Consider the following 25,190-nt stretch of genomic DNA (forward strand, 5'->3'; position numbering starts at 1 on the left):
GTTAGTTACAATGGCGGCATGGCGATGGAGTTCGAGGAGCGGCTGCGCGACCGGGATGCCTGGTCGATCGGTGACGGGTGCTCGGCGGAGCGGGTATTGGACCTGCTGAGCACCAAGACGGTGTTCCTGGTGGTCCGCGAATGCTTCTACGGCACAACCAGGTTCGAGGACTTCGTGGCGCGGATCGGGAGCTCCGCACCCGCGGTGTCGCGGGCGCTCAAACAGCTGGAGTCCGCACGGGTCGTCGCGCGCGTCCCCTATCGGGAACCGGGCAGGCGAGCCCGGGACGAGTACCGGTTGACCGAGGCCGGGGAGGATCTGCTGCCGGTGTTTCTGTCGCTGATGCAGTGGGGTGACAAGCACCTGCAGGACGGCCGTCCGCCCCTGTCGTTCGTCGAGACCGGCACCGGCCGTGCGATGCGGGTCCGCGTGACCGCCGATCCGGCGCCGGAGGCGACGTCCGACGAGATCGAGATCCGGCTGAACCCTGCCTGGCGGGGGGACTAGGGGTCTGGTTCAGCCCCATGTCGTGTTTGAGCTCGTGGTAGTCGTGCTCGATGCGCCGGTGGAGATCGGCGTACGGAGATTGCCGTACATCACATGTTTGACATGTACGCATCACGAAATATACATGTCTGGCAGAGACCCTCCACCCCCCAGAAACAAGTGCCGGCCCCCCTTCTCCTTCTGACCGGGCCCGGGTTACTCCTGAAGAGAGATGAGACCCCCCGCAGAAGGCGAGTCCGACGTGAACGACCCGACCCCCCTGCCCTTGACCACCGGCTGGTCCGTGGACGACCGCTGCACCAACTGCGACGTCGCCCGGCAACTCGCGCCCGACCTGGTCCGCGAGGTCGGGCACCGTTCGGAGGTCGTGCGCCAGCCCCGCGACGCCGCGGAGGAACGCCGGCTGTACGCCGCTGCGTTCGCCTGCCATACCCGCTCCATCCGGCCCGCCTCCGGGCGCCTGGACGAGACGCGCGACCCCTTTCCCTTGCCCGTGGACGACACCGTCCTGTTCTGCGGGCACAACTCCCAGCGCACCGCGGGTGCCAACGCCTATCTGCTGCGCCGTCCCTCGGGGAACCTGCTGATGGTGGACACGCCCCGCTGGAGTACATCGCTGGCCGCGCGGTACGAGGCGATCGGGCCCGTCACCGACGTGCTCCTCACCCACCGGGATCACGCGGCGCACGGCCAGAGGTACGCCGACCGCTTCGGGGCCCGGCTGTGGATCCACGAAGGCGATTTGGACGCATCGCCCGACGCCGACCGCGTCCTGCGCGGCACGGACGCCGTCGAGGTCGCCGACGGCGTCACCGCCCACCCGCTGCCCGGCCACACCAAAGGCAGCGTCCTGTATGTCGCCGACGAGCGGTACTGCTTCAGCGGGGACAGCTTCTACTGGTCGCGGTCGACGGGTGACATCGAGGTGGCCGACAGCGTGACGTGGTACTCCATCGAGGAACTGGCCGCCTCACTGGCCCGCACGGCCGAACGGCTCCGCTTCACGTGGCTGCTGCCCGGCCACGGCGACCGGAAGCACCTGCCCGCCGCCGAAATGGCGCGGCGCATGCGGGCGTTGACGACCCGAACGGCGACGCTGCGACCCCGCCCCGTGGACTTCACCGCCCTGCGCTGGTGAGAGCCTGTGCCGGCCAGGCCCTGAGTGCTGGGCAGCGGCGACACGCCCCGCCGCTAACCTTCCCGCGTGGACCTCTACTTCGACCCCGTCCCTCTGCTCGACCAAGGGCGTGGAGCGTTCATGGGGCGGTGGTCGGAGCGGAAGTGGCTCAACGTGCCCGGGCCGTTCTACGGGGCCGGGACCGACAACTGCGGCACGGGCCGTATACACGCCCCCGGGCTCGTGCTCTACGAGGCCGACCACCTCACCGAATACGTGTATCGGCAGCCCCGGACGCCGGAAGAACTCCAGCGGCTGGTCGACGCGGCAGAAGCCGAGGCCTTCTCCGGCTACGGCTGTGACGGCGACCTCCACTGGACGCCGGAAGCGGTCCGAGAATGGTGGCGGGACAGAGGGCGGATCAGGGAGTACTTGGCGGATCGGCGAGCCGATTGGGAGGCCGACGATGCGAAGGCGGAACAGGGTGTGGCCGCAAGCACCCTGGAGTATGCCGCCTACCTCGACGGCGCTCTGGAGGCGCACCTCCGCGTGTATCTCTTCTGGCTCGAGGAGCGACGCTCTCCCACGGTCGCAGACCGACTGCCGCAGCTCTGACGGCTGCGACAGCATCTGTTGATCAGGCACTCGATCTCATTGTTCGGTGCTTGTACGCGGCGCGATCAAAGGCAGGTGAAGCGCAATACCGGCGCCTGGACCGCGTGGGGACGTCTTGGCCGCCAGGCCCAAGACGTTCATACGAGGGCGTGTCCCTCTGCGCGGCCCCCCGCCGCTGTGTCGAGGAAGATCCACTGGTCGTGTGGCAGGTCGGCGGGGGCCGGTGGTGGGACCGGGCGGGTTTCCTCGTGCCAGGCGGACCCCACGGCCGCAGTGGCGATGCCGCGCCAGAAACGAGCGGCTCCCGCGTTCGCCTCCTGGAAGGCGATGGCCCAGGCGCCGGGCCGGGAGCGCAGCAGTTCGAGAGCGGCCAGTCGGCCGACGCCGCGCCTGCGCAGCGCCCGTACGACGAAGAACGCGGCGATGGAGGTCGCCCCATCGGGCATCGGACGGGTCAGGACGAACCCGCCGGGCACCGTGCCGTGCTGGATCAGCAGGGCCTCTCGCCCCGGTTCCTCGAAGAACAGGGGCAGCCTGCTGAACCCGAACGTTCCGTCGGCCGAAGGGAGATGGCCCAGGAACTCCGACATGTCGTGACGGTACAGCTGCGCCAATCGCTCGACGACCGGCCTCAGTTCGGCGGAGGCGTGGCGGAGGGTGATGGGCGCGGAATCCTTGATCGAGTCCATCGGGTGAGTCTCGCACGCACGGCGCGGCACCAGGCTCGGGGCGACCGACCGCGAAACGACCGTGAGCCGATCGCGAACCGGCCCCGAACCGGCCCCGAACCGGACTCGTGTCACTACCGAGGCCGCCTCCGCGTCCGCCCGGCAGGCGCCGTACCGGAGCGCGGGCCACAGTGGATCTACCGATGTACGAGAGCACCCGAGGGAGCGAAATGCGCCACGGCGACCAGCGTGAGGAAGAGCGAGGCCCACCGCCGACCGTACCCGGCTGACGTCAAGCGCAGCGGTAGGCCGATGGCCCAGCGGATCGGCGGGCTCAGGAGTGGCCCCGCCCCCCGGGGCGACCTGGACGTCCACCCCCGGTACACGCCCCCGCCCCCTCCGCTCTCCCGAAGATCACCCGAACGGCCCTGACCTGGCAGAAAAAAGGAAGCACGCGTAAGGAAACGCCATGGAGCACGTCACCCTGAACAACGGTATCGAGATGCCGATTCTCGGTTTCGGCGTCTATCTCCCGCCGGAGGAGACCGAGAAGGCCGTCTCCGAGGCCCTCGCGGCCGGCTACCGGCTGCTCGACACCGCTGCCGCCTACGGCAACGAGGAGGCCGCGGGGCGTGCGATCAAGAACAGTGGCATTCCGCGCGAGGACCTGTTCATCACCACGAAGCTCTGGGTCCAGGGAGCCCCCGCCGAGGAGAACACCCGGCGCGCCTTCGAGGCGTCGCTGACCAGGCTGGGCCTGGACCACCTCGACCTGTACCTGATGCACCAGCCCTACGGGGACGTGTACGGGCAGTGGCGCGCCATGGAGACCCTCTACCGCGAGGGGCGCGTCGGCGCGATCGGCGTCGCCAACTTCTACCCAGACCGGCTGGTCGACCTCGTCGTCAACAACGACATCACGCCCGCGGTCAACCAGATCGAGACCCACCCCTTCTTCCAGCGCGCCGCCGACCTGGAGGTCATGCGGCAGCACGGCGTACAGCCCCAGTCGTGGGGCGGCTTCGCCGAGGGCAGGGACGAGCTCTTCTCCGAGCCGCTGCTGAGCGAGATCGCCAGACAGTACGGGAAGTCGGTGCCGCAGATCGTGCTGCGCTGGCTGACCCAGCGCAGCATCGTCGCGACCCCCAAGTCGGTCCGCGCCGAACGCATGGCGGAGAACATCGACATCTTCGACTTCGAGCTCTCCGACCACCAGATGGCCCAGATCACCACGCTCGACACCGGCGAACCGCAGTTCTTCGACCACCACGACCCGGAGACGGTCACATGGCTCGCGCGCCGACGCCTCACCGGTGACGGCGTGAGTGCGTGACGGAGCAACGGCATAACTGACGGAGCGACGGCGTGAGGGTGTGACGAGAATTTCGTTGCCCTGCGTTCCCGCCGGACGTGATGATCTACGAATGGTCCCGACACCCGCACCGGACGGCCGCGCCGGCATCGACGCGGCTCTCGTCACGCGTCTCCTCGCCGCCCAGTTCCCGCAGTGGAGCCACCTGCCCGTGACGCCGGTCGAGGTCGACGGCTGGGACAACCGGACCTACCGCCTCGGCGACGACAAGACGGTCCGGCTCCCCACGGCCGCCGGATACGTGCCCGCCGTGGACAAGGAGAACGACTGGCTGCCGCGCCTCGCGCCCGCCCTGCCCGTCGCGGTGCCGACGGTGCTCGCCAAGGGCGAGCCGGGGGAGGGGTATCCCCATCCGTGGTCGGTGCGCGGCTGGCTGCCCGGGGAGACGGTGACGCATGAACGTGTCGACGACATGCGGCAGTTCGCCGTATCGGTGGCCGACTTCCTGCTGGCGCTCCAGCGCTGTGACACCACGGGCGCCCCGCTCGCCGGGGAGCACAGTTGGTTCCGCGGCGCGCCGCCCGCCCATTACGACGCCGAGACCCGCCGCTGCCTCACCGCTCTGGAAGGCCGCGTCGACACCGACCGGGCCGCCGCCGTGTGGGAGGCCGCGCTGGCGGCCGAATGGCGCGGGGCGCCCGTGTGGTTCCACGGTGACATCGCCGAAGGCAATCTCCTGGTGGAGGGCGGCAAGCTGACCGCTGTCATCGACTTCGGCACGTCGGGCGTGGGCGACCCGGCCTGCGACCTGGTGGCGGCTTGGGTGCTGTTCGACGGCGAGAGCCGCGAGGAATTCCGCAGGGCCGTCGGCCAGGACGAGGGAACCTGGGCACGTGCCAGGGGCTGGGCGCTCTGGAAGGCGCTGCTGGTGCTCTCCGAGTCCATCGATTCCGACGAGAGACGGGCCGAGCGCAACCGCCGCATCATCGACGCCGTCCTGGCCGATCACGACCGCTTCAACTGAGGGGATCCCGCTATGTCTTCCGTGCTTCTTGTCGGTTACGACCCACATGCGATACCCGGCGTCGACGGGGATGCGCTGCGCGCGGCACTCGACGCGGAAATGGCCAGGTTCGGGGAGTACGGCATCGAAGCGGCCATGACCCTGGTCGTGTTCGATGAATCGGCCGAGTCCACCCTCGTGACGTCACTGACGGAACGCCCGTGGGACGTCGTGGTGATCGGTGGGGGGATCCGCAAGGCCGAGCCGCTGCTCCCCCTCTTCGAGCAGCTCGTGAACCTGATCCGCCGTCATGCCCCGCAGGCGGCCATCGCGTTCAACACGAGCGGCGGGGACACCGTCGAGGCGGCCAGACGGTGGCTCTGAGGTCCGCCGTCCCGTCACGGTCGGCGCCGCGAGCGGAGCCGAGTGAAACCCGCCCGCGGGCGAGCGCAAGCCCCCGTGTACCGAGGGGCGCGCCCGGGCAGGTAGCAGCGGGACGGCCACGGCAGGGAACAGGCCATGGCACGGGACGGGACGTCAGGAGGGGTCGGACATCATGGCACAAGACATGTACGGGGGCTGGGAGTTCACCGACGACCGGGGCCACTCGGTGAGGACCGCGCACCGCCCGTCCCGGCTGGTCGCCTACGTGCCCACGGGCGCGGCACTCCATGACCACGGCATACGTCCCGCAGGGCTCTTCGGCTCCGCACACGACGACCCGGCCCTGCCGGACCCGGCCAAGGCGGGCACCCTCCCCCTGACGGACATCCCCTACTTCGGTGCCGGCTCCGCGCTCGACCTGGACGCCCTCGTCGCCGCCGGCCCCGACCTGGTCGTGGCACTCACCTACGGCGGCGGTCAGGTCTACGGCATCGACCCCGAGGCGGCCAAACACCTGGAGGAGCAGGTCCCCCTCGTCGTCCTCGACGTCGGCGGCGGCCGCAGCCTCGCCGGGATCCGGGAACGCCTCACCGAGCTCGCCCGGAGCCTGGGTGCGGCCGCGCGTCCCGAAGCGGACGCCGAACTCGCCGCCGCAGAGGCGCGGTTGAGTGCCGCGGCCGCCGGGTCCGCGCGGCCCCGCGTGCTCGCCCTCTCCCCGGCCGGGTCGGACTCCGTCCACCTGGCGAGGCCGTACGCCTGGCCCGACCTCGCCGCGCTCGCCGGCTTCGGCGTCGGCCTCGTGGATCCGGCGCCAGGGAAGGGCGCCAACTGGTCCACCACCGACTGGAGCGAGGCGGCCGCGCTTGAGCCGGACCTGGTCCTCACCGACGTGCGCGGCAACGCCGCCCCGTTGGGTGAAGTCTTCGGACCGGGTGTCCCCGTCCTCCCGTGGAACCCCGAACTGCCGCCCAGCGCGCAGGAGCACGCACGCTTCCTCACCGCCGTCGCCGAAGCCCTGGAGGCGGCACAGCCCTGACGGCCCGACCTGGCCTGCCTTCGTACGTCAGCGCAGTTGGCGAGGCGTACCGTTGAGTCATGACTCGACTGCTGCACATCACCGAGCGCGCCCTGTGGGACGCCGCGAGGGAGGCCGGGACGTACGAGATGTCGACCCGCGGAAAGACCCTGGAGGACGTGGGCTTCATCCACTGCTCGCTTGCGGAGCAGCTTCAGGGCGTCGCCGATTTCCTGTACGGGGAGTACGAGGGCCCCGCCGAACTGGTGGTCCTCGCCATCGACAGCGAGCGTCTGACCGCACCGGTGCGCTTCGAGTCCGTGGAGCCGGGAGGTGCTGAATTCCCGCACATCTACGGCCCGTTGCCCGTGGACGCGGTGACGGAGGTCGTTCCCTGGCCGACCGCCTGACCGGACCTACTGCCTGACCGGACCGACCGTGCCCGCCCGCGATCCAGGTGGTCCGCCGGGCCTCGCGGCGGGGGAGGGGCTTCTATGATCGCCGGGATGTGTGCGGGCGCGGACTGCGGTCTGTCGGGCGTCGCGCTGTTCGACGGGAGGCGGGGCTGTGGGGCAGACCTGGGGTGCGCTGGCGGTGGCGGTCGTCGGTGTGGTCGGCACGTTGGGCGCGGCCCTGGTGACGCAGAGCAGGGCCGACCGTCTCAAGCGCCACGAACTCGAGGCGATGGCCCGCCAGCAGCGTGAGGACAGGGCCCATGCCGAACAGGTGAGGCGGACGGAAACGCGCGCCGCGGCCCATCGTGAACTGACCGACCTCCGACGGTCCTGTTACATCTCCCTCAACACCACGGCACGCCAATATCAGACCGCGCAGATCAACCTGCTGCACGCGCTGCGGGCCCGGGACCAAGCGGAGATCCAGGTCTGTGTCGAGCAGCTCGAAGAGCGACGCCTGGCCCTGCGCGACAGCTACGCGGAAGCCCAGATGATCGTGCCCGCCGCCGTGCTGACGGACGCCGGCGCGGCGAACCATCAGCTCAACAACACGTACGGGTTGCTGAAACGCCTGCTGGCAAGCGGTCATCCGGATGACGACCGACTCGACGCCGTGGAACACGAGACGGACATGTCGTGGGCGCTCCTGTCCGACTTGCGGGGTTCGATGCGCGGCGATCTCGGCGTGGACGAGGCCTCTGAGTAACAGCGGCCGCAGCGCACCTGGCCGTGCCGCCGCGAGCTCCGATCACTCTCCCGATTTCTTCAGGCTCTTGCTCTTGTTGGCATGGAAGCGTGCCTTTTTCTGACGATTTCCGCATGTGTTCATGTCGCACCATTTGCGAGTACGGCTCTGGCTGGTGTCGAAGAACGCGGCCCGGCAGGTCGGCGAGGTGCACAAGGCCAGCTTTCCGTCCCGCTCGCCGGCGATGATGTCGATCGCGTCGGCGGCGATGACGCTCAGGGCGTCTTCCACGCACGTCGGCGAGCTGAGCCGCCATTGCCGCGTGCCCTCGGGCGTCAGGACGGCCGCCGCCCGTCCCTGAACGCTGCGGTCATTGATGACCTGGACAGCGGACGCCGGAAGAGGGTCTTGGATCGCGGCCGCCGTCAGGGCGGCATGCATCGATTCCCGCAGTTGCCGGGCGAGTTCGAGCTGGGCGGGTGTGCAGGACTCTGTGGCGAGACCGTTCACCGCCAGCCAGTCGACGAGTCGCTGCGGCGTCGGGATGCGCTCCACGGCGTCGCCGCAACGCTCCGTCAGGGTCGCCGTGAAGCTGGTCGCCAGCACCTTGCCGAGGCGGAATTCAGGGAACCGGGCATGCATGGAACCACCTTAGCCGGTTGCGCCCGGGCGTCGGGACGCGTTAGAACCGTCTAAGACGGTTCGCGAGCGGCCGAGCCGTGCTGCGCCGAGCCGTGCCGTGCCGTGCCGTGCCGTGCCGCTCCACGATGTCCAGGAGGCCTCATGTCCGGTGACGTGCAAGCGTTTGAAGCCCACGCAACTGACGCCGAACTCGACGATCTGCGCGCCCGGCTGGCCGCGGCCCGGCTACCGGAAGCCGAGACGGTCCAGCACGCCGCGCCCGGCCCCGGCCGTTGGGCGCAGGGCGTTCCTCTCGCCGACCTCGCCGACGTCGTGGAGTACTGGCGGACGGAGTACGACTGGCGGACGTTCGAGGCGCGCCTTCACCGGATCGGCCAGTTCCGTACGACCATCGATGCTCTGGGAATCCACTTCCTGCACCGCCGATCCACCCGCGCGGATGCCACTCCTCTGCTCATGACCCACGGCTGGCCGGGAAGCGTCGCCGAGTTCACCGACGTGGTGGACGAGCTGGCGGACCCCGCGGACGCGGACGCGCCCGCCTTCCACGTCGTGGCCCCTTCGCTGCCGGGCTTCGGCTACGGCGACAAGCCGGCCACCACCGGATGGGGAACCGAGAAGATCGCCGCCGCATGGGTGGAGCTGATGCGAAGGCTCGGCTACGGCAAGTTCCTGGCCCACGGCGGCGACTGGGGCGGGAACATCACCACGGTCCTCGGCGGCAGGTTCCCTGCGCACGTCCTCGGCATCCACTCGACGTTCGCGGAGGCGCCGCCCGGCCTGACGACGGACGGCCTGACGCCGACCGAGCGCAGGTGGACCGAGGAGACCCGCGATTTCTGGCAGAACCGCGCGGCGTACGCGAAGCAGCAGGCGACCCGCCCGCAGACCATCGGCTACTCGCTCGTCGACTCGCCGGTGGGGCTACTGGCCTGGATCCTCGACAAGTTCGCCGAGTGGACGGACACGGAGGACAGCCCGTTCGAGGCGATCCCGATGGACCGCATCCTGGACGACGTCACCCTTTACTGGCTGACGCGCACCGGCGCGTCGGCGGCCCGCATCTATTACGAGAGCCACAACTCTCTCGACCCGGAACTCCGGGTGGACGTCCCGTCGGCGATCACGATGTACCCCCGAGACATCGAGAAGTGTCCGCGCGGCTGGGCCCAGGAGCGCTACCGCAAGATCGTCCGCTGGAACTCTGCCGAAACGGGCGGACACTTCCCGTCACTGGAGGTCCCGGAGTATTTCGTCAAGGACCTGCAGGAGGGGCTGGGGGCGGTGTTGGGTCGATGGCCTCGAACCTGCTGATCTGACGGCGGAACACCCGGCCCCTAACCAGGTAACAGCCGACCGGAGTGGAACAATTGGGGCATGTTGTCCACCGGTCATGCCTTGCAGATGAGTACCGCCCCCCTCTTCGATACCGGCGCGGGGCAGGGGGCCCGCCAATTCACCGAGCTCGGGCTCGCCCTCGTGCTGTCGTTGCTCATCGGAGTGGAGCGTGAGGCGCGGCAGAAGAGTGCCGGCATGCGTACGCACACCTTGGTCGGCGTGGGCAGCGCGCTGTTCATGGAAGTCTCCATCCACGGCTTCGGCGCCGCCGAGGGCCTCTCGGGGGTCTCGCTCGATCCGTCCCGGGTGGCCGCCCAGATCGTCTCCGGCATCGGCTTCATCGGCGGCGGACTGATCTTCGTCAAGCGCGATGCCGTGCAGGGGCTCACCACGGCGGCGACCATCTGGCTCGCCTGTGGCGTCGGCATGGCGTGCGGCGGTGGGCTTCCGCTGCTCGCCGCCGGGGCCACCGCCGTGCACTTCCTCGTGGTGCGCGGCTTCCCGCACCTGATGGACCGCCTGCCCCTCAAGCCCCGGCCCAGGGCGCTGGACCTCACCGTCGAGTACGAGACCTCCCACGGACTTCTGGGTCGGGTACTGGAGTTGACGACCAGCTCGGGCTTCCGGGTGGACGCGGTGAGCGTGGCACGCGACGAGACGTCGCAGGGCCGGGCGTCGGCACGGCTCAGGCTGGAGGGCACGGCGGAGGCCAACCGTCTGGTGGCGGAGCTCGCACGGATGGACGGTGTCAGAGAGGTCGACCTGGGGGCGGCGACGAACGCCACGGAATGATGGGCGGGTGGCGGCCCGGCCGTTCAGGGTGCGTCTGAGGCGTCTGGGATGTCTGGGACGTCTGCGGTGTCTGCCCTGTCTGAGGTGTCTCAGGATCGCCCCGGTCCGTTGTTCAGGGCCGCGCCGCCAGTGACGCCAGCGTCGGGGGCGCCCCCGCCTCCGCCGCCCTGGAGCCGCGCAGGAGTTCGGTCAGGTCGTGCGGCCGGGCCGGCTCGGTGGTCGCGGTCGCCGCCCGGATACGGTCGAGGCGGAAGCCCCGCCCGGCCTGCCGTCCGCGGCACCAGGCGATGACGTACCAACGGCCGCCGGCCGTCAGGAGACCGGCCGGCTCGACCTCGCGTTCACTCTCGCCTCCTGCCGCGTCGACGTAGGACAGACGTAGCACCGTGTGGGCCGCGAGGGCCTGTTCCACAGCGGCGCGGACCGAGGAGTCGGCGGGCGACGGCAGCGCGACGATCCGGGTGGCCAGTTCCCGTGCCGCTGCCGTGGCGGGCCCTGGCATCGCGGCCGCGATCTTCTGCGCCGCCGTACGGGCCGCACCGGCGTACGGCGTGGCCGCGTCGACCGCGGCGAGGGCGACCGCAAGCGCGGCGGCCTCCGCCGCGGTGAAGCGGATCGGGGGCAGGGTCATCGCCGGGTCGATCGACCAGCCCCCGCCCCGACCTGGCGAGGTGCGCACGGGCACCTCGGTCTCCAACAGGGCCTGGAGATCACGCTGCACCGTCCGCGTACTGACCTCGAACCGCGCCGCGAGCGCGCCCACTGTCAGCGGTCGCGGCGCAGCCGCGCGCAACTCCTCCACCAGGGCGTAGAGCCGAGCCGTGCGGTTCATGCCGGTGACGCCGTCCCCGCCGTCGAGAGGAACTCCCGCTCGCGCCGCTTCTCCCGCTCCGTGACGGTCAGCGGGAACAAGGTGAACCCGTGCATGGCTCCGGCGACGACCCCCAGCCGCACGGGCGCGCCCGCCGCCCGCCACCGCTGGGCCAGGAACAGGGAGTCGTCCATGAGCGGATCCTCCGTGCCGACCACGATCCGGGCCGGCGGCAGACCGGTGAGGTCGGCGAAGAGCGGCGAGAGGTCGGGGTCCCGGCGCCGCTCCGCCCCCATGCCCGGAGTGAACAGCTCGTACGTGCGCCGCAGCGTCTCGGTGTTGCTCAGGAGAGGCCTGGCGCCGAACGCTCGTTGGCTCGGCGTCATCGACAGGTCGTAGGGGCCGAAGAGCAGTTGGGCCGCCCGGAACGCACCGGAGATGCCGTACCGGTCGCGCAGCCGCAGCAGCGCCACCACCGCGAGGTGCGCGCCCGCCGACTCGCCGCCGATCAGCAGCCGTTCCGTACCGAACTCGGCGACGGCGTGCTCCACCAGCCACCGCGCGGCCGTCTCGCAGTCGTCGGGGCCCGCGGGATAGGGGTGTTCGGGCGCGAGACGGTAGTCCACGCTCACCACGGCCAGCCGTGTCTGCTCGGCGAGCAGCCAGAGCCTCTCGTCCTGACCGTCCGCGGAACCGAAGGACCAGCCGCCGCCGTGGAAGTGCAGGTACACGCCGTCCACCCGGTCCGGCACGAAAACGCGTACCTTCACGCCGTTCTCGACCTCTCTCGCCCCGCCCCGGGTTCCCTTCGTCCCGCCCTCGATCCGGCGGTCCCTGCCGTGCGGCAGCCTCACCGGGGGCGTGTCACCGCCCAGCCGGTTGCGCCGCAGCGCGGCCATGCGGGCCGCGTCCTGCCTCTCGTCCCGAGCGGGTCTGCTCGCGGCCGCTGCCTCGAACCGCTCGTTGAACGCGAGGGTTTCGGCGAGACAGTCCGTGTCGGTGAGGTCATCTGTGATCGTCATGCCGCCCACGGTCGCAGTCGTCCGCGACAGCCCCCTGTCACCCTTACCGCGTGACCCGCGTCACGCCCCGGCCCCGGCCACGTCCTCGGGCCGCCCGCCCCCCCCGGCACCCTGCTCGGCAGCAGGATCCGCCGTGGTCCGAAGGGCACGGTCGGGGTCCGTATCACCCTCACACGCTGAGGGCGGGCTCCATCTCGTCACGGAAAGCGGCGACCGCGTCACGGGCGTGCCGCAGCCCCATCCGCTCGAAATCCGCGTCCAGCAGGGCCAGTTCGGCGAACGTGGCCTCCCGTGCGACGGACCCGAGACGCGCCCGGCACTTGGCCAGGCCGAGTCGGGACAGGGCGGCACCCCGCGGCTCGCCCATCGCGTCGAACTCCGCCAGGGCGAGCGCGTACGTCCGCTCCGCCGCCGCGAGGCGCCCGGCGCGGAACAGGACGTTGCCGCGCATCTTGTGGTTGTAGGCCAGTGCGCTCGCCAGATCCATCGCCTCGCACACTTCCTCCGCCTCGGAGAGCAGGGCCAGCGCTCGGTCGGTCTCGCCGCGCAGGGACAGTACGTCCGCCACGCCACGGAGCGACCAGGCGCGGCCCCGCGCGTCATCCGCGGCGGTGGAGATCCGCGCCGCCTCATCGAACAGCTCCAGAGCCTTCGCGTGGTCCCCGCGGTTGCGGTGCATCTGCGCGATCCCCGTCATCGCCCAGACCATGTGCCGTGCCTCGCCGTGGGCCCGCCCCTGCTCGAGGAGTTCCTCGTGGAGCGCGGCGACGGCCGCGTAATCGCCTTGGATGCGCCCGGTCTCGGCGAGGCCCGCCAGCGCGTACCCGTGCGCGAGACGGTCGCCGCTGCCCGCGGCGAGCCGCACCGAGTGCGCGAGCAGCCGCCGGGCGAGCCGCAGCGCCCCGCACTGGCGTGCCAGCGTGCCGCCGCTCCACAGCGCCCAGGCCATGGCGCCGGGGTCGTCGGCGGCGCGGGCGCTGCGGTAGCTCTGGCGCCAGGCGGTGCCCGCGTCGTCGACCCGGCCGAGCCGGCGGTTCGCCTCGGCGAGCGCGAGGGCGGCGCGGGCCCGCTCGGCCGCGCCGTCCGCCCGGGAGAGCGCGCGCCCCGCCGTGGCGCGCACCTCTTCGTAGGAGGAATTCACGGTCAGCTCCGAGCCCAGCTCACCCTGGTACTCCGGGGCGAATGCCTTGACGTACATGGATCCGCGGCCTCTCGATCGTTCGCCGACATCACGTGATCAAGAAGCTATGAGCCGGGCCCGGGGCGGCGAATCCCTCCCGGTGCGGGTCATCGCGTACGACTCGAGTGCTACCGACGGGGCTCGTGATCAACCTCGAGACGTACGGGACGAACCGGGAAGAGAGGTGCGCGCGGCCGTCAGGAGGCGGGCCGCTCCTGCTGGGCGGTGGCCGCCTTCAGGGTGGCGAGGCAGGCGCCGATGGCCTGTTGCAGGTCTTCGAGGCGCCGCACCATGTCGTCCTCGTAGATGTCGTCGAGGTCGTCCACGTCGTCGAACGTCAGCTCCTCGAAGACCTTCGTCGCCTTCTGCAGGCTGCTGTAGAACTTCGCGCGCCGCTCCTGCACCCGGAGCTCTGGGTCGCTCTGGACGGTCTGCGCGACCATGTCCCGCACCGTGTCGTACGCCTCGCGCGCCCACTCGCCGGACTCCTCGCCGTCGTCCAGCTCGTCGATGAGGGACAGGTGCCGCTCGGCCTCCTCGCGCAGCTCCGCAGGCGCCTCGATCACCTGCCCGGCAGCCGTTTTGACCTGGCCGTTCTCCACGATCTGGCGGACGTATCCGACCCGGTCGCCCGCCTTCGCCTCGGCCGCCACGGCCTTCTTCAGGTCGTCGGCCCGCACGATGTCACGGACCAGCTCGGTGCGCAGCGCCGGATCCTCGCCGAGGCGGTCCATCAGCGCCTTGCGCGCCGCCTCCGCGGTGCCGGGGTCGGCGAGGATCGCGGCCCGCAGCGCGGTGGGGTTCTCGGCGACCTCCAGGGCCTTCGTGGGGCGGATGCCCTCGGCCTCGGCCGCCTCGGAGATCGCCTCGCCGCGCCGGCTGAGGGCGCTGGAGCGGGCGGTGTAGTACGACAACCAGACGTCGGCGTCGGGGAGTTCGACCTCCATGCCGGGGGAGAGGGCCTCGAAGTGCGGCACCATGCCGTCGTCGGCGGCCTTGTCCCAGGCCTTGTAGTAGCGCATGACGCGGTCGGCCGAGCAGCCGGCCATCTCCGCGAACGCCTTGGCCGACACCTTCGACGTCTCGCCGGCGCTCTGCCCGCCCGGCCGCACGCTGCGGGCGACCTTGAGGCCGAAGGCCCAGCCACCGGTGCGGGCGTAGGCCCCGAAATCGCGGGCGTCCGTGGCGACCAGGGCCGCCGCGTCGGCGTCGGACGCGGGCGGGGTCACCTCGGAGGCTGCGGGCGCCTCCGGGGACGGTGTGGACTCCGCGGACGGTGTGGACTCCGGGGACCACTCGGGCGCCGCGGACCACTCGGGTTCGGGGGACCACATGGCCTCCTCGGGCGCGGCGGCCGCCTCGGAGGCGGTGGCGTCCTCGGACGGGGAGAAGGCGACGATCACGGATGATCTCCTGGGTGTCACGGGCGTACGAAGGTTGACGCGATACTTTATCGCTCCTAATGGGATGTTTTGCGCGAGAGTTGAGGTGCCGCCGTCCGGCTGCCCGACCGCCCGACCCCCGGGACGTGCACCGTGATCCTTCGCGCCCCGGGAGGCCCACCGGAGCCTCCCGGGCGGGTCCGCCCTGCTCGGGCCGCCCCCCCCCGTCCGCGCCACCCGTCGTGCGGAGACGGCCGCTCGCATAGGCTGCCCGGATGAGCATTCTGGATGACGCCCGACCGGGCATGAACCCCGAGATCCGACCGCAGGACGACCTCTTCGGCCACGTCAACGGCGCCTGGCTGGACACCGAGAAGATCCCCGAGGACCGCTCCAGCTGGGGTCCCTTCGTGCAGCTGGCCGACACCGCGGAGCAGCAGGTCAAGACGATCATCCAGGAGCTGGCGGAGAAGGCCGCGGCCGACCCGGGCGCGGCCTCCGAGGACGCCCGGAAGATCGCCGCCCTGTACGCCTCCTTCATGGACGAGGAGACCATCGCCGCCCGTGGCCTCGCCCCGGCGCAGCCCTTGATCGACGAGGTCGCGGGCCTGCGGGACACCCGGGAGCTCGCCTCCTTCCTCGGCCGCTTCGAGCGGGTCGGCGGCTCCGGCCTCTTCGGCTCGTACATCGACTCGGACGACCGTGACTCCGACCGCTACCTCTTCAACATCCTCCAGGGCGGCCTGGGGCTGCCCGACGAGTCGTACTACCGCGAGGAGAAGTTCGCCGAGATCCGCGAGAAGTACCTCGCCCACCTCACCGAGCTCCTCACTCTCGGCAAGCACGCGGACGCCGCCGGTGCCGCGCGGACCGTCCTCGCCCTGGAGACGAAGCTCGCGGCCGGGCACTGGGAGCGGGCCGAGACCCGTGACGTCCAGAAGACGTACAACCTCACCACGCTCGACGAATTGACCGGACTGGCACCGGAGTTCGACTGGCGCGGCTTCATCGCGGGCCTCGGCGGCTCGGACGCCACCATCGCGGAGACCTGCGTCCGCCAGCCCTCCTACCTCAGCCACCTCTCCGGGATCCTCGCCGAGGTGCCGATCGAGCAGTGGCGCGACTGGGCGCTGACGCGCGTGCTGCGCGCCTGCGCGCCGTACCTGTCGGACGAGTTCGTGCGGAACAACTTCGAATTCTACGGCCGCACCCTCAACGGCACCCCGGAGCTGCGCGTCCGCTGGAAGCGCGCCGTGGCCTTCGTCGAGGGAGCCATGGGCGAGGCCGTCGGCAAGGAGTACGTGGCGCGCCACTTCCCGCCGTCCTCCAAGGCGAAGATGGACGACCTCGTCGCCAACCTCCTCGAGGCCTACCGCCAGTCGATCGCCCGCCTGGACTGGATGACCGACGAGACGAAGGAACGGGCCTACGAGAAGCTCGCCACGTTCCGCCCCAAGATCGGCTACCCCGACACCTTCCGCGACTACTCCGCGCTAGAGGTGTCCGCCGACGACCTGCTCGCCAACGCCTGGGCGGCGGCCGCGTTCGAGACCGACCGGCAGGTCGCCAAGATCGGCTCGCCCGTCGACCGCGACGAGTGGCTGATGCTGCCGCAGACGGTCAACGCGTACTACAACCCGGGGACCAACGAGATCTGCTTCCCGGCGGGCATCCTGCAGAAGCCGTTCTTCGCCCCCGACGCCGACCCGGCGGAGAACTACGGCGGCATCGGCTCGGTCATCGGTCACGAGATCGGCCACGGCTTCGACGACCAGGGCGCCCAGTACGACGGCAAGGGCAACCTCAACGACTGGTGGACCGCCGCCGACAAGACCGCGTTCGAGGCGAAGTCGAAGTCGCTCATCAAGCAGTACGACGCCTTCTCGCCCCGCAACCTCCCCGGAGAGTTCGTCAACGGCTCGCTCACGGTCGGCGAGAACATCGGCGACCTGGGCGGTCTGACCATCGGGCACACCGCGTACCTGATCTCGCTCGACGGGGCGCCGATGCCCGAGAAGGACGGCCTGACCGGCTCGCAGCGGCTCTTCATGAACTGGGCCTACTGCTGGCGCACCAAGCGGCGCAAGGAGCAGGAGCAGCAGTACCTCACGATCGACCCGCACTCGCCGCCGGAGTTCCGCGCCAACATCGTCCGCAACCTCGACGAGTTCCACGAGGCGTTCGGCACGGCGGAGGGCGACGGCCTCTGGCTCGACCCGGCGGAGCGCGTCCGGATCTGGTGACGGACGCGGCATGCGGTGATGTACGCGGGGGCCCCGGGACCGTTGTCCCGCGGGCGCCCCTGCCCCGTGCGACGGCGCCGTACGGCCTGCTCAGGCGGTGAGTTCCCCCTGCGGCCCCGGCACCGGGCGGGTGTCGTGACGGATGTACCACTCCGTGCCGAACAACCGCTCCCTGACCTCCGGGGGAAGACCCGCCACCAGGCCGGGCAGGGCACCCCGCTCCACCTCGCTGCGGTGAGCCAGCACGGCGGCGACCTTCCGCTCCAGCCAGGCACGGACGTCGACCGTCGCGGTGACCCATTCGTCGGGGACGCGGTACACCGCCTTGTGCGCGCCGGCCAGATCCCCGAGCGCGGCCACGGCCGAATCCGGGTACGCGGCGAGGTAGAGGGCGCTGGGCCGCCAGGGCGCTCCGGCGTCCGGGTAGAGCTGCCCGAGTCCGGCCGCGTGGGTGGCGAGCGCGGTGATCCGGTGGGTGTGCACGTGGTCCGGGTGGCCGGTCGGCCCGCCGTACGCGTCGTGGGTGACCACGATCCGCGGGCGGAACTCCCGGATGTGCGCGACCAGCCGCCGTACCGCCTCGTCGAGGGGCGCGTCACACAGCCGCGGCTCACCGGGGGCCGACTCCGGGACGCGCGCGTCGGCGTAGCCGAGCAGCCGGGGCGCGCCCGCGCCGAGGATGCGCAGTGCCTCGGCCAGCTCTCCGGCGCGGTGGGTGCCCTCGGCCCAGGTCGCTGTGACCACGGCGGTGCGGTCGCCCGCGTCCGCGTGCCGGGCGAGCACGCCGCCGGCGGACAGGGACTCGTCGTCCGGGTGGGCGAAGACCGCCAGCAGACCGGGCGCATCCACCATGACCAGAACTCTCCCTCGCGACGACGGCGACGTACTTCATGGTGCACCGGCGGCCCAGGGCGCATGACCGGGCGACCCGGCTCACCCGCGATAGCGTGGCGGGTGCGCTCCAGTGAACAGGAGGCCGGGATGACCGACCAGATGACGGTGGCCGAGGTCATGGCCGAGCTGGCCGGGTTCGAGGACCCGAAGATCCGCCGGGCGAACGAGAAGCGCGGCGACGATCACGGCGTGAACCTCGGCAAGCTGCGCGCGCTCGCGAAGCGCCTGAAGACACAGCACGAGCTCGCGTGCCGCCTCTGGGAGACGGGCGACACGGCCGCGAGACTCCTGGCGACGCTGATCTGCCGGCCCAAGGCGTTCGAGCGTGACGAGCTGGACCGCATGGTGCGCGAGGCGCGCGCACCCAAAGTGCACGACTGGCTCGTGAACCACGTGGCGAAGAAGAGCCCGCACCGCGAAGAGCTGCGCCTGGCCTGGTCCGCGGATCCGGATCCCGTGGTCGCGAGCGCCGGCTGGGCGCTGACCGCCGACCGCGTGGCGAAGAGCCCGGACGGTCTCGACCACACGGCGCTTCTCGACGTCATCGAGGCGGAGATGAAGGACGCACCGGACCGCCTGCAGTGGGCGATGAACCACTGCCTGGCGCAGATCGGCATCGAGGACGCCGGGCACCGCGCCCGCGCCATCGACATCGGCGAGCGCCTGGAGGTGCTCAAGAACTACCCGACGCCTCCGGGATGCACGTCCCCGTTCGCGCCCACCTGGATCACCGAGATCGTGCGCTGGCGGGATGCCTCGTAGGTGGGCACCCCCCCAGCTCCCCCCCCCGGTACCCGCTTGCCTCCCCCTCAGCCCCTGCCGTGCCTCCGCGTCGTGGTGTCGCCATCGCCCCTCAGGATCGCTCGTGCGAGGGCGGCCACCCCGTCGTGGATCTGTCGCGGCGGGGTCCCGTTCGTGCGCAGATGCTCGATGAGGTCGCTGCGCACGGCGGCCAGCAGGGCGTGCGCGAGGAAGTCGGCGTCCCGCTCGCCGCGGGCCTCCGTGAGCAGCGCGGTGAGCTCGGTGTGCCACAGCGCGTAGGTGTCGTTGTGATAGGGGCTGCCGCTGCCCGCGTTCTCCAGGGCCAGCATGAGCGGCCGGGTCTCCAGTTTCAGGCCGAGCAGGGCGTCGAGGAGGGCGAGGGCACGCTCGTCGGCGGGGGCGCCGGGGCCGAGGGGCGGTGGCCCGGAGACGACGTCGGCCCGCAGCTGTTCGGTGCGGCGCTCCACCAGCGCCTTGACCAGCCCGACGCGGTCGCCGAAGCGGCGGAAGAGGGTGCCCTTGCCGACCCCGGCGGCGGCCGCGATGTCGTCCATCGACACCCGCTCGGGATCGCCGCGCTCGACGAACAGCCGCTCGGCGGCGGTCAGTACGGCTTCTCGGTTGCGCTGGGCGTCGGCCCGCTCCTTGCGCGGGGGTGGTGCCACGGTGCCTCCACTGGTGTACGGAACGGCTGCGGGAACGGCCGACTGGAAAATCGGACCGCTAGTCCGTATCGTTGATGCGGACCGCCGGTCCGCATATTAGCGCGGGCCGGACCATAGCCGTGGAAGGGCACCACCATGTCGACCGCGACCACCCGGAACGCCGCTCCGGCCACACCCGAAGAAGTCTTCCGCCGGAGCGTGGACCTGCTTCTGGCGGGGGACTTCGACGGCTGGGTCGAACTCTGGGCCGACGACGGCGTCTTCGAGTTCCCCTTCGCCCCGCCCGGCGCCCCGCGCCGCCTCGACGGCAAGCAGGCGGTCCGCGCCTATATGGCCGCGTACCCCGACGTCCTGGATCTCGTCGCGATCCCGCACGTCGAGATCCACCACACCCGAGACCCCGACGTCGTCATCGTCGAGATGTGTTCCGAGGGGCGGTCGGTGAGCACGGGGCGGGAGTTCGAGATGTCGTACGTCGCCGTCGTCACCGTCCGGGACGGGCTGATCACCCACTACCGCGACTACTGGAACCCGCTGACCGCGCTGGAGATCGCCGAAGGAACCGACGCCCCGTTCACGGGACGCGCCAACGCTTCGTTCAGGGGAGACGCCGACGCCCCGTTCGCAGGAGGCGCCGAATGACCGGCAGTGGAGGGACGATTCTCGTGACAGGGGGCACCGGCAAGACCGGCAGCCGCGTCGCCGAGCGCCTGGTCGCGGCGGGCCGGCCGGTCCGTGCGGCCAGCCGGCACCCGAAGCCCGGTCCCGGCCCCGGCCCCGGCCGCGAGGCGGTCCGCTTCGACTGGGACGATCCCGCGACCCACGGCCCGGCCCTCGACGGCGTGCGCGGGGTCTACCTCGTACCGCCCACCGCCGCCCCCGACCCCGCCGCGTACCTGCTCCCGTTCCTGGACCGGGCGCTCCGTGCCGGGGTCGAGCGGGTGGTGCTGCTGGGGGCGTCGGCCATCGCGGAGACCGACGACGGGCTGGGGGAGGTCTACCGCGCGGTGCGTGCCCGCCTCCCGCAGTGGGCGGTGCTCAGGCCGTCCTGGTTCATGCAGAACTTCACCGGCGACCACCCGCACGCCGACAGCATCTGCCGGAACGGCGAGATCGTCACAGCCACGGGCGACGGTCGCGTCGCGTTCGTCGACGCCGACGACATCGCCGAGGTCGGCGTGCGGGCCCTGACGGATGAGCGTCCGCACAACACCGCGCACCTGATCACCGGCCCCGAGGCGCTGAGCTACGCCGACGTCGCCGGGGTGCTCTCCCGCGTCACAGGCCGTACGGTCCGGCACCGCCCGGTCTCCCGGGCGGCGATGGCGGACCGCCTGACCGCCACGGGCATGCCACCGGCCTTCGCCGAACTCCTCGCGGGGATGGACGAGGCGATCGCGGCGGGCGCGGAGGACCGCACGAGCCCTGCCGTTCACCGGGTCACCGGCCGCGCGCCCACCTCGTTCGCCGACTTCGCCGCGGCGCACGCCGCCGACTTGATGCCCGGCTGAGGCTGTGCGCTCCACCGGCCGGTCGCGCCGGGGATGTGTGTGGATGTCCGAGGTCGCCCCGCGCCCGCCGCGGCGGCGGTGGCATGATCGGATCTCGACGAGTTCGGCCTCCACCACCATCCACATAACTAACAAATCGGTCAAAGTAATTGATATCCAAAGCCTCGCGGGTGTTTTCGCGAATAGACTCCAGCGCCAATTCCGCCACGGGCCGCCGGTCACGGGTACTCCTGTGGACCGTGGCGACCGTGGTGGCCCTCGGGTTCCTCATCGCGCTGGAGATCGCCGCGCGTCACTACGGCGGCGAGCCGGGGCCGATCGCCAACCAGGCGCGAGAGGTGATTTTCCCGCCCAAACCAGGACCGCTCTACGGCGGCCTGGCATTGACGATGGTGGTACTCACCTGGCGGCAACGCTTCATCGCGGCCGGCGCCGCGATCGGCATCGACGCCGCCTTCGTCCTGGTGCGGTGGGCCGTCGGGGCCGAGGTCCCGGAGGACCACTTCTTCGGCAACGGCGCCCTGTGGGTGATGCTGGGCTGCGGGATCATCGCGCTCACGCGCCGCACCGGCGCGGAACGCGTCCTGCTGCTGAAGGGCGTCGGCCTCGGTCTGCTGCTGGTGGCCGGCCGCAAGGCCGGCGACACCTGGCTGCTCATCACGGCGAAGACCCACCCGACGGTCCTCGACCCGTACGTGGCGACCGCCGACCACGCCCTCGGCAACCCATCCTGGGTGGCGGGCCGGATACTCAGGGCCACCGACCCGATCGGCACGCACCTCCTCGACCTCGTCTACGCCCAACTCGCCGTGGCCGCGATCATCGTCGCGCTCTACCAGCTGCGCAACGTGGCGGCCGAACGCCGCTTCCCGCGCCACCACCTGGTGCGCACCTTCCTGGTCATAGGCCTCCTCGGGCCCGGCATCTACATGATCTTCCCGGCGGTCGGGCCGATCTTCGCCTACGGCCCCGGCACCTCCGGCACCGGCGGCGTGGAGTGGGCGGTGGCCGACCTGTGGCCGCACACACCACCGCCGCTCGGCCTCCCGCACCCCGTCCCGTACGACGGCATCACACCCCGCAACTGCGTGCCCAGCCTGCACACCGCCTGGGCCACCGCGATCTTCATCCACTCCCGCAAGGGCCCGAGGCTTCTGCGGTACGCGGGGACGTTCTGGCTGGCCGCCACGCTCGGCGCGACGCTGGGCTTCGGCTACCACTACGGCGTCGACCTCATCGCCGGAGTCGTGTTCGCCCTCACGATCGAGGCGGGTCTGCGCGCGTTCGACCGCGGCTGGGACCGCTCGGGGATCCAACTGGTCGCCTACGGCACGACGGTCTTCGCCGCACTCCTTGTCTCCTACCGCTACCTGCCGATGGAGATGGCCCGGCATCCGTGGGCGTTCGGCCCCCTTCTCCTGCTGGCGATGGCCTCGGTGATCTACGGCTACGTACGCACCACCAGGCTGTGGGAGCCGAAGTCCCCGCTGGCCCAGCCACCGGAACCGCAGCCCGCACTGGTCTGATCCTGAGACGGGCGAAGCCTCCCGCCTATGCAGGGCCTCGGTGCCGTCACTTGCCGGTGAACGTGAGGATCTCGCGCGTCACGGCCCCGGGGTTCTCCTCCGCCAGCCAGTGCCCCGAGTCGGGGATCTCGACGGCACGCGTGACGTTGGGCAGCATCGGCGTCAGGGTCGGCCGGGTGGCGGCGAGGGAACCCTTCGCCGTCAGGAGCAGCGTCGGGGTGCGCGCGGGCGTCGCCGCGTCGTTGTCGCGCTCGTCCTCGTCCAGGTTCCGGTAGAGCTCGAATCCCGCGTGCAGGACGTCCGGACGACTGTAAGTGCGGACGTACTCCTTGGTCTCCGCGTCGGTGAAGGGAGGCTCGGTCCGCGTACCGCCGAAGGCCGCACCGCCGTAGGCGACCTGTGTGGAGAACTCCGTGACGTACTCGCGCACGTCGTTCCGGTCGTCGACGAGTTTCTCGGGAATGGCCGGCTGGCTGTTGAAGGCCATGTGCCAGGAGAAGGTCCGGTACCGGTCGGCGGGAAGCGTGCGCCCGGGGAGCGGATAGTCCATGTGCACGTAGGAGTTCACCTGGCCCGGGAACTGCGAGACGTACTGGGCCCCCACTCCGGCGCCGAGGTCGTGGGCCACCAGGTCGAAGCGGTCGACCCCGATGCGGTTGCGCAGCAGGCCGTGGACGTAGCGGGCCAGCGTCTTCTTGTCGTAACCGGTCGGGCTTCCCTGGCTGTCGCCGAGGCCGGGAAGGTCGAGCGCGTACACGGTGTGGTGCTCGGCGAGGGCCGGCATGATCTTCCGCCACTCGTACCAGGTCTGCGGCCACCCGTGCAGCAGTACCAGTGCGGGGCCCTTGCCGCCCGTCACGTAATGCATGCGCACGCCGCGAACCGTCGCGAACCTGTGCTCGAACGTCGCGTTGAACTCCCGGTCGTGCTTCGTCGCCGCGTCGTACGCCGAAGTCCCAGGGCCGGCCGCCTTGGCTGCGGCTATACGGGCGGCGGGAGGCGCCGCCACCGCGCTTCCGTCGAGCGCGGCCCCTCCCACCGTGCTGCCCACGGCCAGCGAGACGGTCAGGGCGCCCGCTCCGAGAAGCAGACGTCGGCGGCGCGGGTGTTCGTGTTCGTTGCTTCGCGTCACTGTCATGGTGCGATCTTGAGGCGGGCTCTTGCGGAACCTCACACCTTTTTGCAGGGTTGCAAAAAGGTGCCCGACTGACCGGCCCGGACGGGGTTCGAGGAGTTTCGAGCGGTTCCGAGAGAAAGGGCCGGCCCAGTGACGGAAGACCAAGCGGTACTGCAGAACGTCGGGCCGCGGCTGCGGGGCTTCCGCAAGGCGCTCGGCCTGACCCTCGCCGCCCTGTCGGAGCGGACAGGCCTCACCCAGAGCACGATCTCCAGGCTCGAACGCGGCCACGTCCGCCCGACGCTGGAACAACTCCTGCCGCTCGCGCGTGCCTACGCCGTGCCGCTCGACGACCTCGTCGCCGCACCGCCGACCGGCGACCCGCGGGTCCACCTCCGCCCCTTCCACAAGGACGGGCTCACCTTCGTGCCGCTGGGAATGAAGACGGGCGGCATGCGCGCGTACAAGGTGATCTACCCTCCGCTCTCGCAGCTGCCGCCGCCGCGGTTCCACACGCATCCCGGCCGGGAGTGGCTGTACGTGCTGCGCGGGGCCGTCCAACTCGTCCTGACCGGCACCCGCACGGACCTGACGGCCGGCGAAGCGGCGGAGTTCGCCACCGACGTCCCGCACTGGATCGGCAACGCCAGGGACGACCTGCCCGCAGAGGCCATCGCCATCTACGGGCAACAAGGCGAACGAGTGCACGTGACGGACGTCTGACAGGTCGTCCGGGGCGTACGGCGAAACCGGCCGCTACAGGACGACGCGGCCTGTGGCCAGCACCACGACCACGACCGGGACCACGACCGTCAGGGCGAGCGCGACGCACAGCAGGGTCCGGGCGAGGAGCCGTCGGCGCAGGGCGCGGTACGCGTCCTCGTACTCGGCGCGCAACTGGTGCCCGCGGCGGGCGATGTGCTGCCAGCCGTGCCGGGTCAGCGACAGGTGGTCCTCGGTGTAGAGCCGCTCCACTTCGGCGCGCTGCGTGTCGGTCAGCCAGGGGAGTCGGCGCGAGAAGCGCTCGGCCGCCGTGCGGCCCTCGGCACGGGCGGCCTCGACGAGGAGATGGCCCTCGACGTCGTTGATGAAGTCCCGTACGTCCAGGGCGTGATCGTCCATCGCCGTCATCGCAGGGCCCGCTGCTCGGCCGCCGCGATCTCGGGGTGGTGCAGGTCGAACGCCGGCGATTCCGAGCGGATGCGCGGCAGGGACTCGAAGTTGTGGCGGGGTGGTGGGCAGGAGGTCGCCCACTCCAGTGAACGGCCGTAACCCCACGGGTCGTCGACCTCGATCTTCTTGCCGTACTTGGCGGTCTTCCAGATGTTGTAGAAGAACGGCAGGAAGGAGAGGCCGAGGAGGAAGGAGAAGATCGTCGAGACCGTGTTGAGCGTGGTGAAGCCCTCCACCGCCAGATAGTCGGGGACCCGGCGGAGCATTCCGCCCGTGCCCAGCCAGTGCTGGACGAGGAAGGTGCCGTGGAAGCCGATGAAGAGCGTCCAGAAGGTGATCTTGCCCAGGCGCTCGTCGAGCATCTTGCCGGT

The 25,190-nt window shown here is 71.0% G+C and carries 28 protein-coding genes; 17 read left to right on the forward strand and 11 right to left on the reverse strand.

What is annotated here, in order from left to right; translation table 11 throughout:
- Positions 1 to 18 precede the first annotated feature (18 nt).
- From ACZ7DY_RS04900 to ACZ7DY_RS04910, 3 genes are all read left to right on the forward strand, one after another.
- Positions 19 to 507, forward strand: a complete 489-nt coding sequence (locus ACZ7DY_RS04900) for a winged helix-turn-helix transcriptional regulator (protein WP_471130058.1) — start codon at positions 19 to 21, stop codon at positions 505 to 507.
- Between the two features lie 241 nt (positions 508 to 748).
- The gene (locus ACZ7DY_RS04905; protein ID WP_471130059.1) at positions 749 to 1,645 is read left to right on the forward strand and encodes an MBL fold metallo-hydrolase; all 897 of its coding nucleotides are present in this window, start codon (positions 749 to 751) and stop codon (positions 1,643 to 1,645) included.
- A 66-nt stretch (positions 1,646 to 1,711) separates the two neighbouring features.
- A complete protein-coding gene (locus ACZ7DY_RS04910) occupies positions 1,712 to 2,239 on the forward strand; it encodes a ferredoxin (RefSeq protein ID WP_471130062.1) in 528 nt (175 codons plus the stop codon).
- Between the two features lie 137 nt (positions 2,240 to 2,376).
- Here the strand turns inward: ACZ7DY_RS04910 and ACZ7DY_RS04915 are convergent, their stop codons facing one another.
- A complete protein-coding gene (locus tag ACZ7DY_RS04915; protein ID WP_471130064.1) occupies positions 2,377 to 2,928 on the reverse strand; it encodes a GNAT family N-acetyltransferase in 552 nt (183 codons plus the stop codon).
- A gap of 448 nt (positions 2,929 to 3,376) precedes the next feature.
- On the opposite strand from ACZ7DY_RS04915, the gene ACZ7DY_RS04920 reads away from it, so the two are divergent.
- The 6 genes from ACZ7DY_RS04920 to ACZ7DY_RS04945 all read left to right on the forward strand — a co-directional run bounded on the left by ACZ7DY_RS04920 (position 3,377) and on the right by ACZ7DY_RS04945 (position 7,782).
- Positions 3,377 to 4,240: an aldo/keto reductase gene (locus tag ACZ7DY_RS04920; RefSeq protein ID WP_471130067.1), complete on the forward strand. Its 864-nt coding sequence runs from the start codon at positions 3,377 to 3,379 to the stop codon at positions 4,238 to 4,240.
- A gap of 91 nt (positions 4,241 to 4,331) precedes the next feature.
- Positions 4,332 to 5,243: an aminoglycoside phosphotransferase family protein gene (locus ACZ7DY_RS04925; protein WP_471130069.1), complete on the forward strand. Its 912-nt coding sequence runs from the start codon at positions 4,332 to 4,334 to the stop codon at positions 5,241 to 5,243.
- A 12-nt stretch (positions 5,244 to 5,255) separates the two neighbouring features.
- Complete coding sequence (locus tag ACZ7DY_RS04930) at positions 5,256 to 5,606, forward strand: hypothetical protein (protein ID WP_471130072.1); 351 nt, start codon at positions 5,256 to 5,258, stop codon at positions 5,604 to 5,606.
- A gap of 172 nt (positions 5,607 to 5,778) precedes the next feature.
- Positions 5,779 to 6,642 (forward strand): substrate-binding domain-containing protein, encoded by an 864-nt coding sequence (locus ACZ7DY_RS04935; RefSeq protein ID WP_471130075.1) that lies wholly within the window; start codon positions 5,779 to 5,781, stop codon positions 6,640 to 6,642.
- 59 nt (positions 6,643 to 6,701) lie between these two features.
- Positions 6,702 to 7,031: a DUF952 domain-containing protein gene (locus tag ACZ7DY_RS04940; RefSeq protein WP_471130078.1), complete on the forward strand. Its 330-nt coding sequence runs from the start codon at positions 6,702 to 6,704 to the stop codon at positions 7,029 to 7,031.
- Between the two features lie 157 nt (positions 7,032 to 7,188).
- On the forward strand, positions 7,189 to 7,782 hold the full coding sequence (locus ACZ7DY_RS04945; RefSeq protein WP_471130081.1) for a hypothetical protein: 594 nt from the start codon (positions 7,189 to 7,191) through the stop codon (positions 7,780 to 7,782).
- A 42-nt stretch (positions 7,783 to 7,824) separates the two neighbouring features.
- Here ACZ7DY_RS04945 and ACZ7DY_RS04950 read toward each other — a convergent pair whose 3' ends face one another.
- The gene (locus ACZ7DY_RS04950) at positions 7,825 to 8,403 is read right to left on the reverse strand and encodes a CGNR zinc finger domain-containing protein (protein WP_471130083.1); all 579 of its coding nucleotides are present in this window, start codon (positions 8,401 to 8,403) and stop codon (positions 7,825 to 7,827) included.
- Positions 8,404 to 8,544: 141 nt separating this feature from the next.
- Between ACZ7DY_RS04950 and ACZ7DY_RS04955 the strand changes: the two genes are divergently transcribed.
- Positions 8,545 to 9,717: an epoxide hydrolase family protein gene (locus tag ACZ7DY_RS04955; protein WP_471130085.1), complete on the forward strand. Its 1,173-nt coding sequence runs from the start codon at positions 8,545 to 8,547 to the stop codon at positions 9,715 to 9,717.
- Between the two features lie 90 nt (positions 9,718 to 9,807).
- Complete coding sequence (locus ACZ7DY_RS04960) at positions 9,808 to 10,533, forward strand: MgtC/SapB family protein (RefSeq protein WP_471130087.1); 726 nt, start codon at positions 9,808 to 9,810, stop codon at positions 10,531 to 10,533.
- 112 nt (positions 10,534 to 10,645) lie between these two features.
- Here ACZ7DY_RS04960 and ACZ7DY_RS04965 read toward each other — a convergent pair whose 3' ends face one another.
- From ACZ7DY_RS04965 to ACZ7DY_RS04980, 4 genes are all read right to left on the reverse strand, one after another.
- Positions 10,646 to 11,365: a helix-turn-helix transcriptional regulator gene (locus ACZ7DY_RS04965; RefSeq protein WP_471130090.1), complete on the reverse strand. Its 720-nt coding sequence runs from the start codon at positions 11,363 to 11,365 to the stop codon at positions 10,646 to 10,648.
- On the reverse strand, positions 11,362 to 12,366 hold the full coding sequence (locus ACZ7DY_RS04970) for an alpha/beta hydrolase (RefSeq protein WP_471130093.1): 1,005 nt from the start codon (positions 12,364 to 12,366) through the stop codon (positions 11,362 to 11,364). Before ACZ7DY_RS04970 ends, ACZ7DY_RS04965 begins: the two co-directional genes overlap by 4 nt.
- Positions 12,367 to 12,535: 169 nt before the next feature.
- The gene (locus ACZ7DY_RS04975) at positions 12,536 to 13,564 is read right to left on the reverse strand and encodes a tetratricopeptide repeat protein (RefSeq protein WP_471130094.1); all 1,029 of its coding nucleotides are present in this window, start codon (positions 13,562 to 13,564) and stop codon (positions 12,536 to 12,538) included.
- A 179-nt stretch (positions 13,565 to 13,743) separates the two neighbouring features.
- A complete protein-coding gene (locus tag ACZ7DY_RS04980) occupies positions 13,744 to 14,949 on the reverse strand; it encodes a hypothetical protein (protein WP_471130096.1) in 1,206 nt (401 codons plus the stop codon).
- 254 nt (positions 14,950 to 15,203) lie between these two features.
- On the opposite strand from ACZ7DY_RS04980, the gene ACZ7DY_RS04985 reads away from it, so the two are divergent.
- The gene (locus ACZ7DY_RS04985; RefSeq protein ID WP_471130098.1) at positions 15,204 to 17,171 is read left to right on the forward strand and encodes a M13 family metallopeptidase; all 1,968 of its coding nucleotides are present in this window, start codon (positions 15,204 to 15,206) and stop codon (positions 17,169 to 17,171) included.
- A gap of 90 nt (positions 17,172 to 17,261) precedes the next feature.
- On the opposite strand, the gene ACZ7DY_RS04990 is transcribed toward ACZ7DY_RS04985, so the two are convergent.
- Positions 17,262 to 18,020 (reverse strand): PIG-L deacetylase family protein, encoded by a 759-nt coding sequence (locus tag ACZ7DY_RS04990; protein WP_471130237.1) that lies wholly within the window; start codon positions 18,018 to 18,020, stop codon positions 17,262 to 17,264.
- Positions 18,021 to 18,152: 132 nt separating this feature from the next.
- Between ACZ7DY_RS04990 and ACZ7DY_RS04995 the strand changes: the two genes are divergently transcribed.
- Positions 18,153 to 18,827, forward strand: a complete 675-nt coding sequence (locus ACZ7DY_RS04995) for a DNA alkylation repair protein (RefSeq protein ID WP_471130100.1) — start codon at positions 18,153 to 18,155, stop codon at positions 18,825 to 18,827.
- A 47-nt stretch (positions 18,828 to 18,874) separates the two neighbouring features.
- On the opposite strand, the gene ACZ7DY_RS05000 is transcribed toward ACZ7DY_RS04995, so the two are convergent.
- Complete coding sequence (locus ACZ7DY_RS05000) at positions 18,875 to 19,492, reverse strand: TetR/AcrR family transcriptional regulator (RefSeq protein ID WP_471130101.1); 618 nt, start codon at positions 19,490 to 19,492, stop codon at positions 18,875 to 18,877.
- Positions 19,493 to 19,627: 135 nt separating this feature from the next.
- Between ACZ7DY_RS05000 and ACZ7DY_RS05005 the strand changes: the two genes are divergently transcribed.
- From ACZ7DY_RS05005 to ACZ7DY_RS05015, 3 genes are all read left to right on the forward strand, one after another.
- Positions 19,628 to 20,134 (forward strand): nuclear transport factor 2 family protein, encoded by a 507-nt coding sequence (locus ACZ7DY_RS05005; RefSeq protein ID WP_471130104.1) that lies wholly within the window; start codon positions 19,628 to 19,630, stop codon positions 20,132 to 20,134.
- 23 nt (positions 20,135 to 20,157) lie between these two features.
- On the forward strand, positions 20,158 to 21,003 hold the full coding sequence (locus ACZ7DY_RS05010; RefSeq protein ID WP_471130106.1) for an SDR family oxidoreductase: 846 nt from the start codon (positions 20,158 to 20,160) through the stop codon (positions 21,001 to 21,003).
- Between the two features lie 170 nt (positions 21,004 to 21,173).
- Positions 21,174 to 22,529, forward strand: a complete 1,356-nt coding sequence (locus ACZ7DY_RS05015) for a phosphatase PAP2 family protein (protein ID WP_471130108.1) — start codon at positions 21,174 to 21,176, stop codon at positions 22,527 to 22,529.
- Between the two features lie 46 nt (positions 22,530 to 22,575).
- Here the strand turns inward: ACZ7DY_RS05015 and ACZ7DY_RS05020 are convergent, their stop codons facing one another.
- On the reverse strand, positions 22,576 to 23,667 hold the full coding sequence (locus ACZ7DY_RS05020; RefSeq protein WP_471130111.1) for an alpha/beta fold hydrolase: 1,092 nt from the start codon (positions 23,665 to 23,667) through the stop codon (positions 22,576 to 22,578).
- A 129-nt stretch (positions 23,668 to 23,796) separates the two neighbouring features.
- Between ACZ7DY_RS05020 and ACZ7DY_RS05025 the strand changes: the two genes are divergently transcribed.
- Complete coding sequence (locus tag ACZ7DY_RS05025; RefSeq protein ID WP_471130113.1) at positions 23,797 to 24,369, forward strand: helix-turn-helix domain-containing protein; 573 nt, start codon at positions 23,797 to 23,799, stop codon at positions 24,367 to 24,369.
- Between the two features lie 33 nt (positions 24,370 to 24,402).
- Here ACZ7DY_RS05025 and ACZ7DY_RS05030 read toward each other — a convergent pair whose 3' ends face one another.
- Positions 24,403 to 24,768 (reverse strand): hypothetical protein, encoded by a 366-nt coding sequence (locus ACZ7DY_RS05030; protein WP_471130116.1) that lies wholly within the window; start codon positions 24,766 to 24,768, stop codon positions 24,403 to 24,405.
- A gap of 5 nt (positions 24,769 to 24,773) precedes the next feature.
- A partial coding sequence (locus tag ACZ7DY_RS05035; RefSeq protein WP_471130119.1) for a cbb3-type cytochrome c oxidase subunit I occupies positions 24,774 to 25,190 on the reverse strand: 417 nt, incomplete at its 5' end.

The organism is Streptomyces sp. NPDC037013, assembly GCF_055607265.1.

Coding starts and splice junctions, on each gene's coding strand:
- ACZ7DY_RS04930 (WP_471130072.1), top strand. CDS start 5,256: ATGTCTTCCGTGCTTCTTGTCGGTTACGACCCACATGCGATACCCGGC.
- ACZ7DY_RS04915 (WP_471130064.1), bottom strand. CDS start 2,928: ATGGACTCGATCAAGGATTCCGCGCCCATCACCCTCCGCCACGCCTCC.
- ACZ7DY_RS04975 (WP_471130094.1), bottom strand. CDS start 13,564: ATGTACGTCAAGGCATTCGCCCCGGAGTACCAGGGTGAGCTGGGCTCG.
- ACZ7DY_RS04900 (WP_471130058.1), top strand. CDS start 19: ATGGCGATGGAGTTCGAGGAGCGGCTGCGCGACCGGGATGCCTGGTCG.
- ACZ7DY_RS04960 (WP_471130087.1), top strand. CDS start 9,808: ATGAGTACCGCCCCCCTCTTCGATACCGGCGCGGGGCAGGGGGCCCGC.
- ACZ7DY_RS04955 (WP_471130085.1), top strand. CDS start 8,545: ATGTCCGGTGACGTGCAAGCGTTTGAAGCCCACGCAACTGACGCCGAA.
- ACZ7DY_RS04940 (WP_471130078.1), top strand. CDS start 6,702: ATGACTCGACTGCTGCACATCACCGAGCGCGCCCTGTGGGACGCCGCG.
- ACZ7DY_RS05030 (WP_471130116.1), bottom strand. CDS start 24,768: ATGGACGATCACGCCCTGGACGTACGGGACTTCATCAACGACGTCGAG.
- ACZ7DY_RS04925 (WP_471130069.1), top strand. CDS start 4,332: ATGGTCCCGACACCCGCACCGGACGGCCGCGCCGGCATCGACGCGGCT.
- ACZ7DY_RS05020 (WP_471130111.1), bottom strand. CDS start 23,667: ATGACAGTGACGCGAAGCAACGAACACGAACACCCGCGCCGCCGACGT.
- ACZ7DY_RS05005 (WP_471130104.1), top strand. CDS start 19,628: ATGTCGACCGCGACCACCCGGAACGCCGCTCCGGCCACACCCGAAGAA.
- ACZ7DY_RS04985 (WP_471130098.1), top strand. CDS start 15,204: ATGAGCATTCTGGATGACGCCCGACCGGGCATGAACCCCGAGATCCGA.
- ACZ7DY_RS04920 (WP_471130067.1), top strand. CDS start 3,377: ATGGAGCACGTCACCCTGAACAACGGTATCGAGATGCCGATTCTCGGT.
- ACZ7DY_RS04950 (WP_471130083.1), bottom strand. CDS start 8,403: ATGCATGCCCGGTTCCCTGAATTCCGCCTCGGCAAGGTGCTGGCGACC.
- ACZ7DY_RS04970 (WP_471130093.1), bottom strand. CDS start 12,366: ATGACGATCACAGATGACCTCACCGACACGGACTGTCTCGCCGAAACC.
- ACZ7DY_RS04965 (WP_471130090.1), bottom strand. CDS start 11,365: ATGAACCGCACGGCTCGGCTCTACGCCCTGGTGGAGGAGTTGCGCGCG.
- ACZ7DY_RS04995 (WP_471130100.1), top strand. CDS start 18,153: ATGACCGACCAGATGACGGTGGCCGAGGTCATGGCCGAGCTGGCCGGG.
- ACZ7DY_RS04935 (WP_471130075.1), top strand. CDS start 5,779: ATGGCACAAGACATGTACGGGGGCTGGGAGTTCACCGACGACCGGGGC.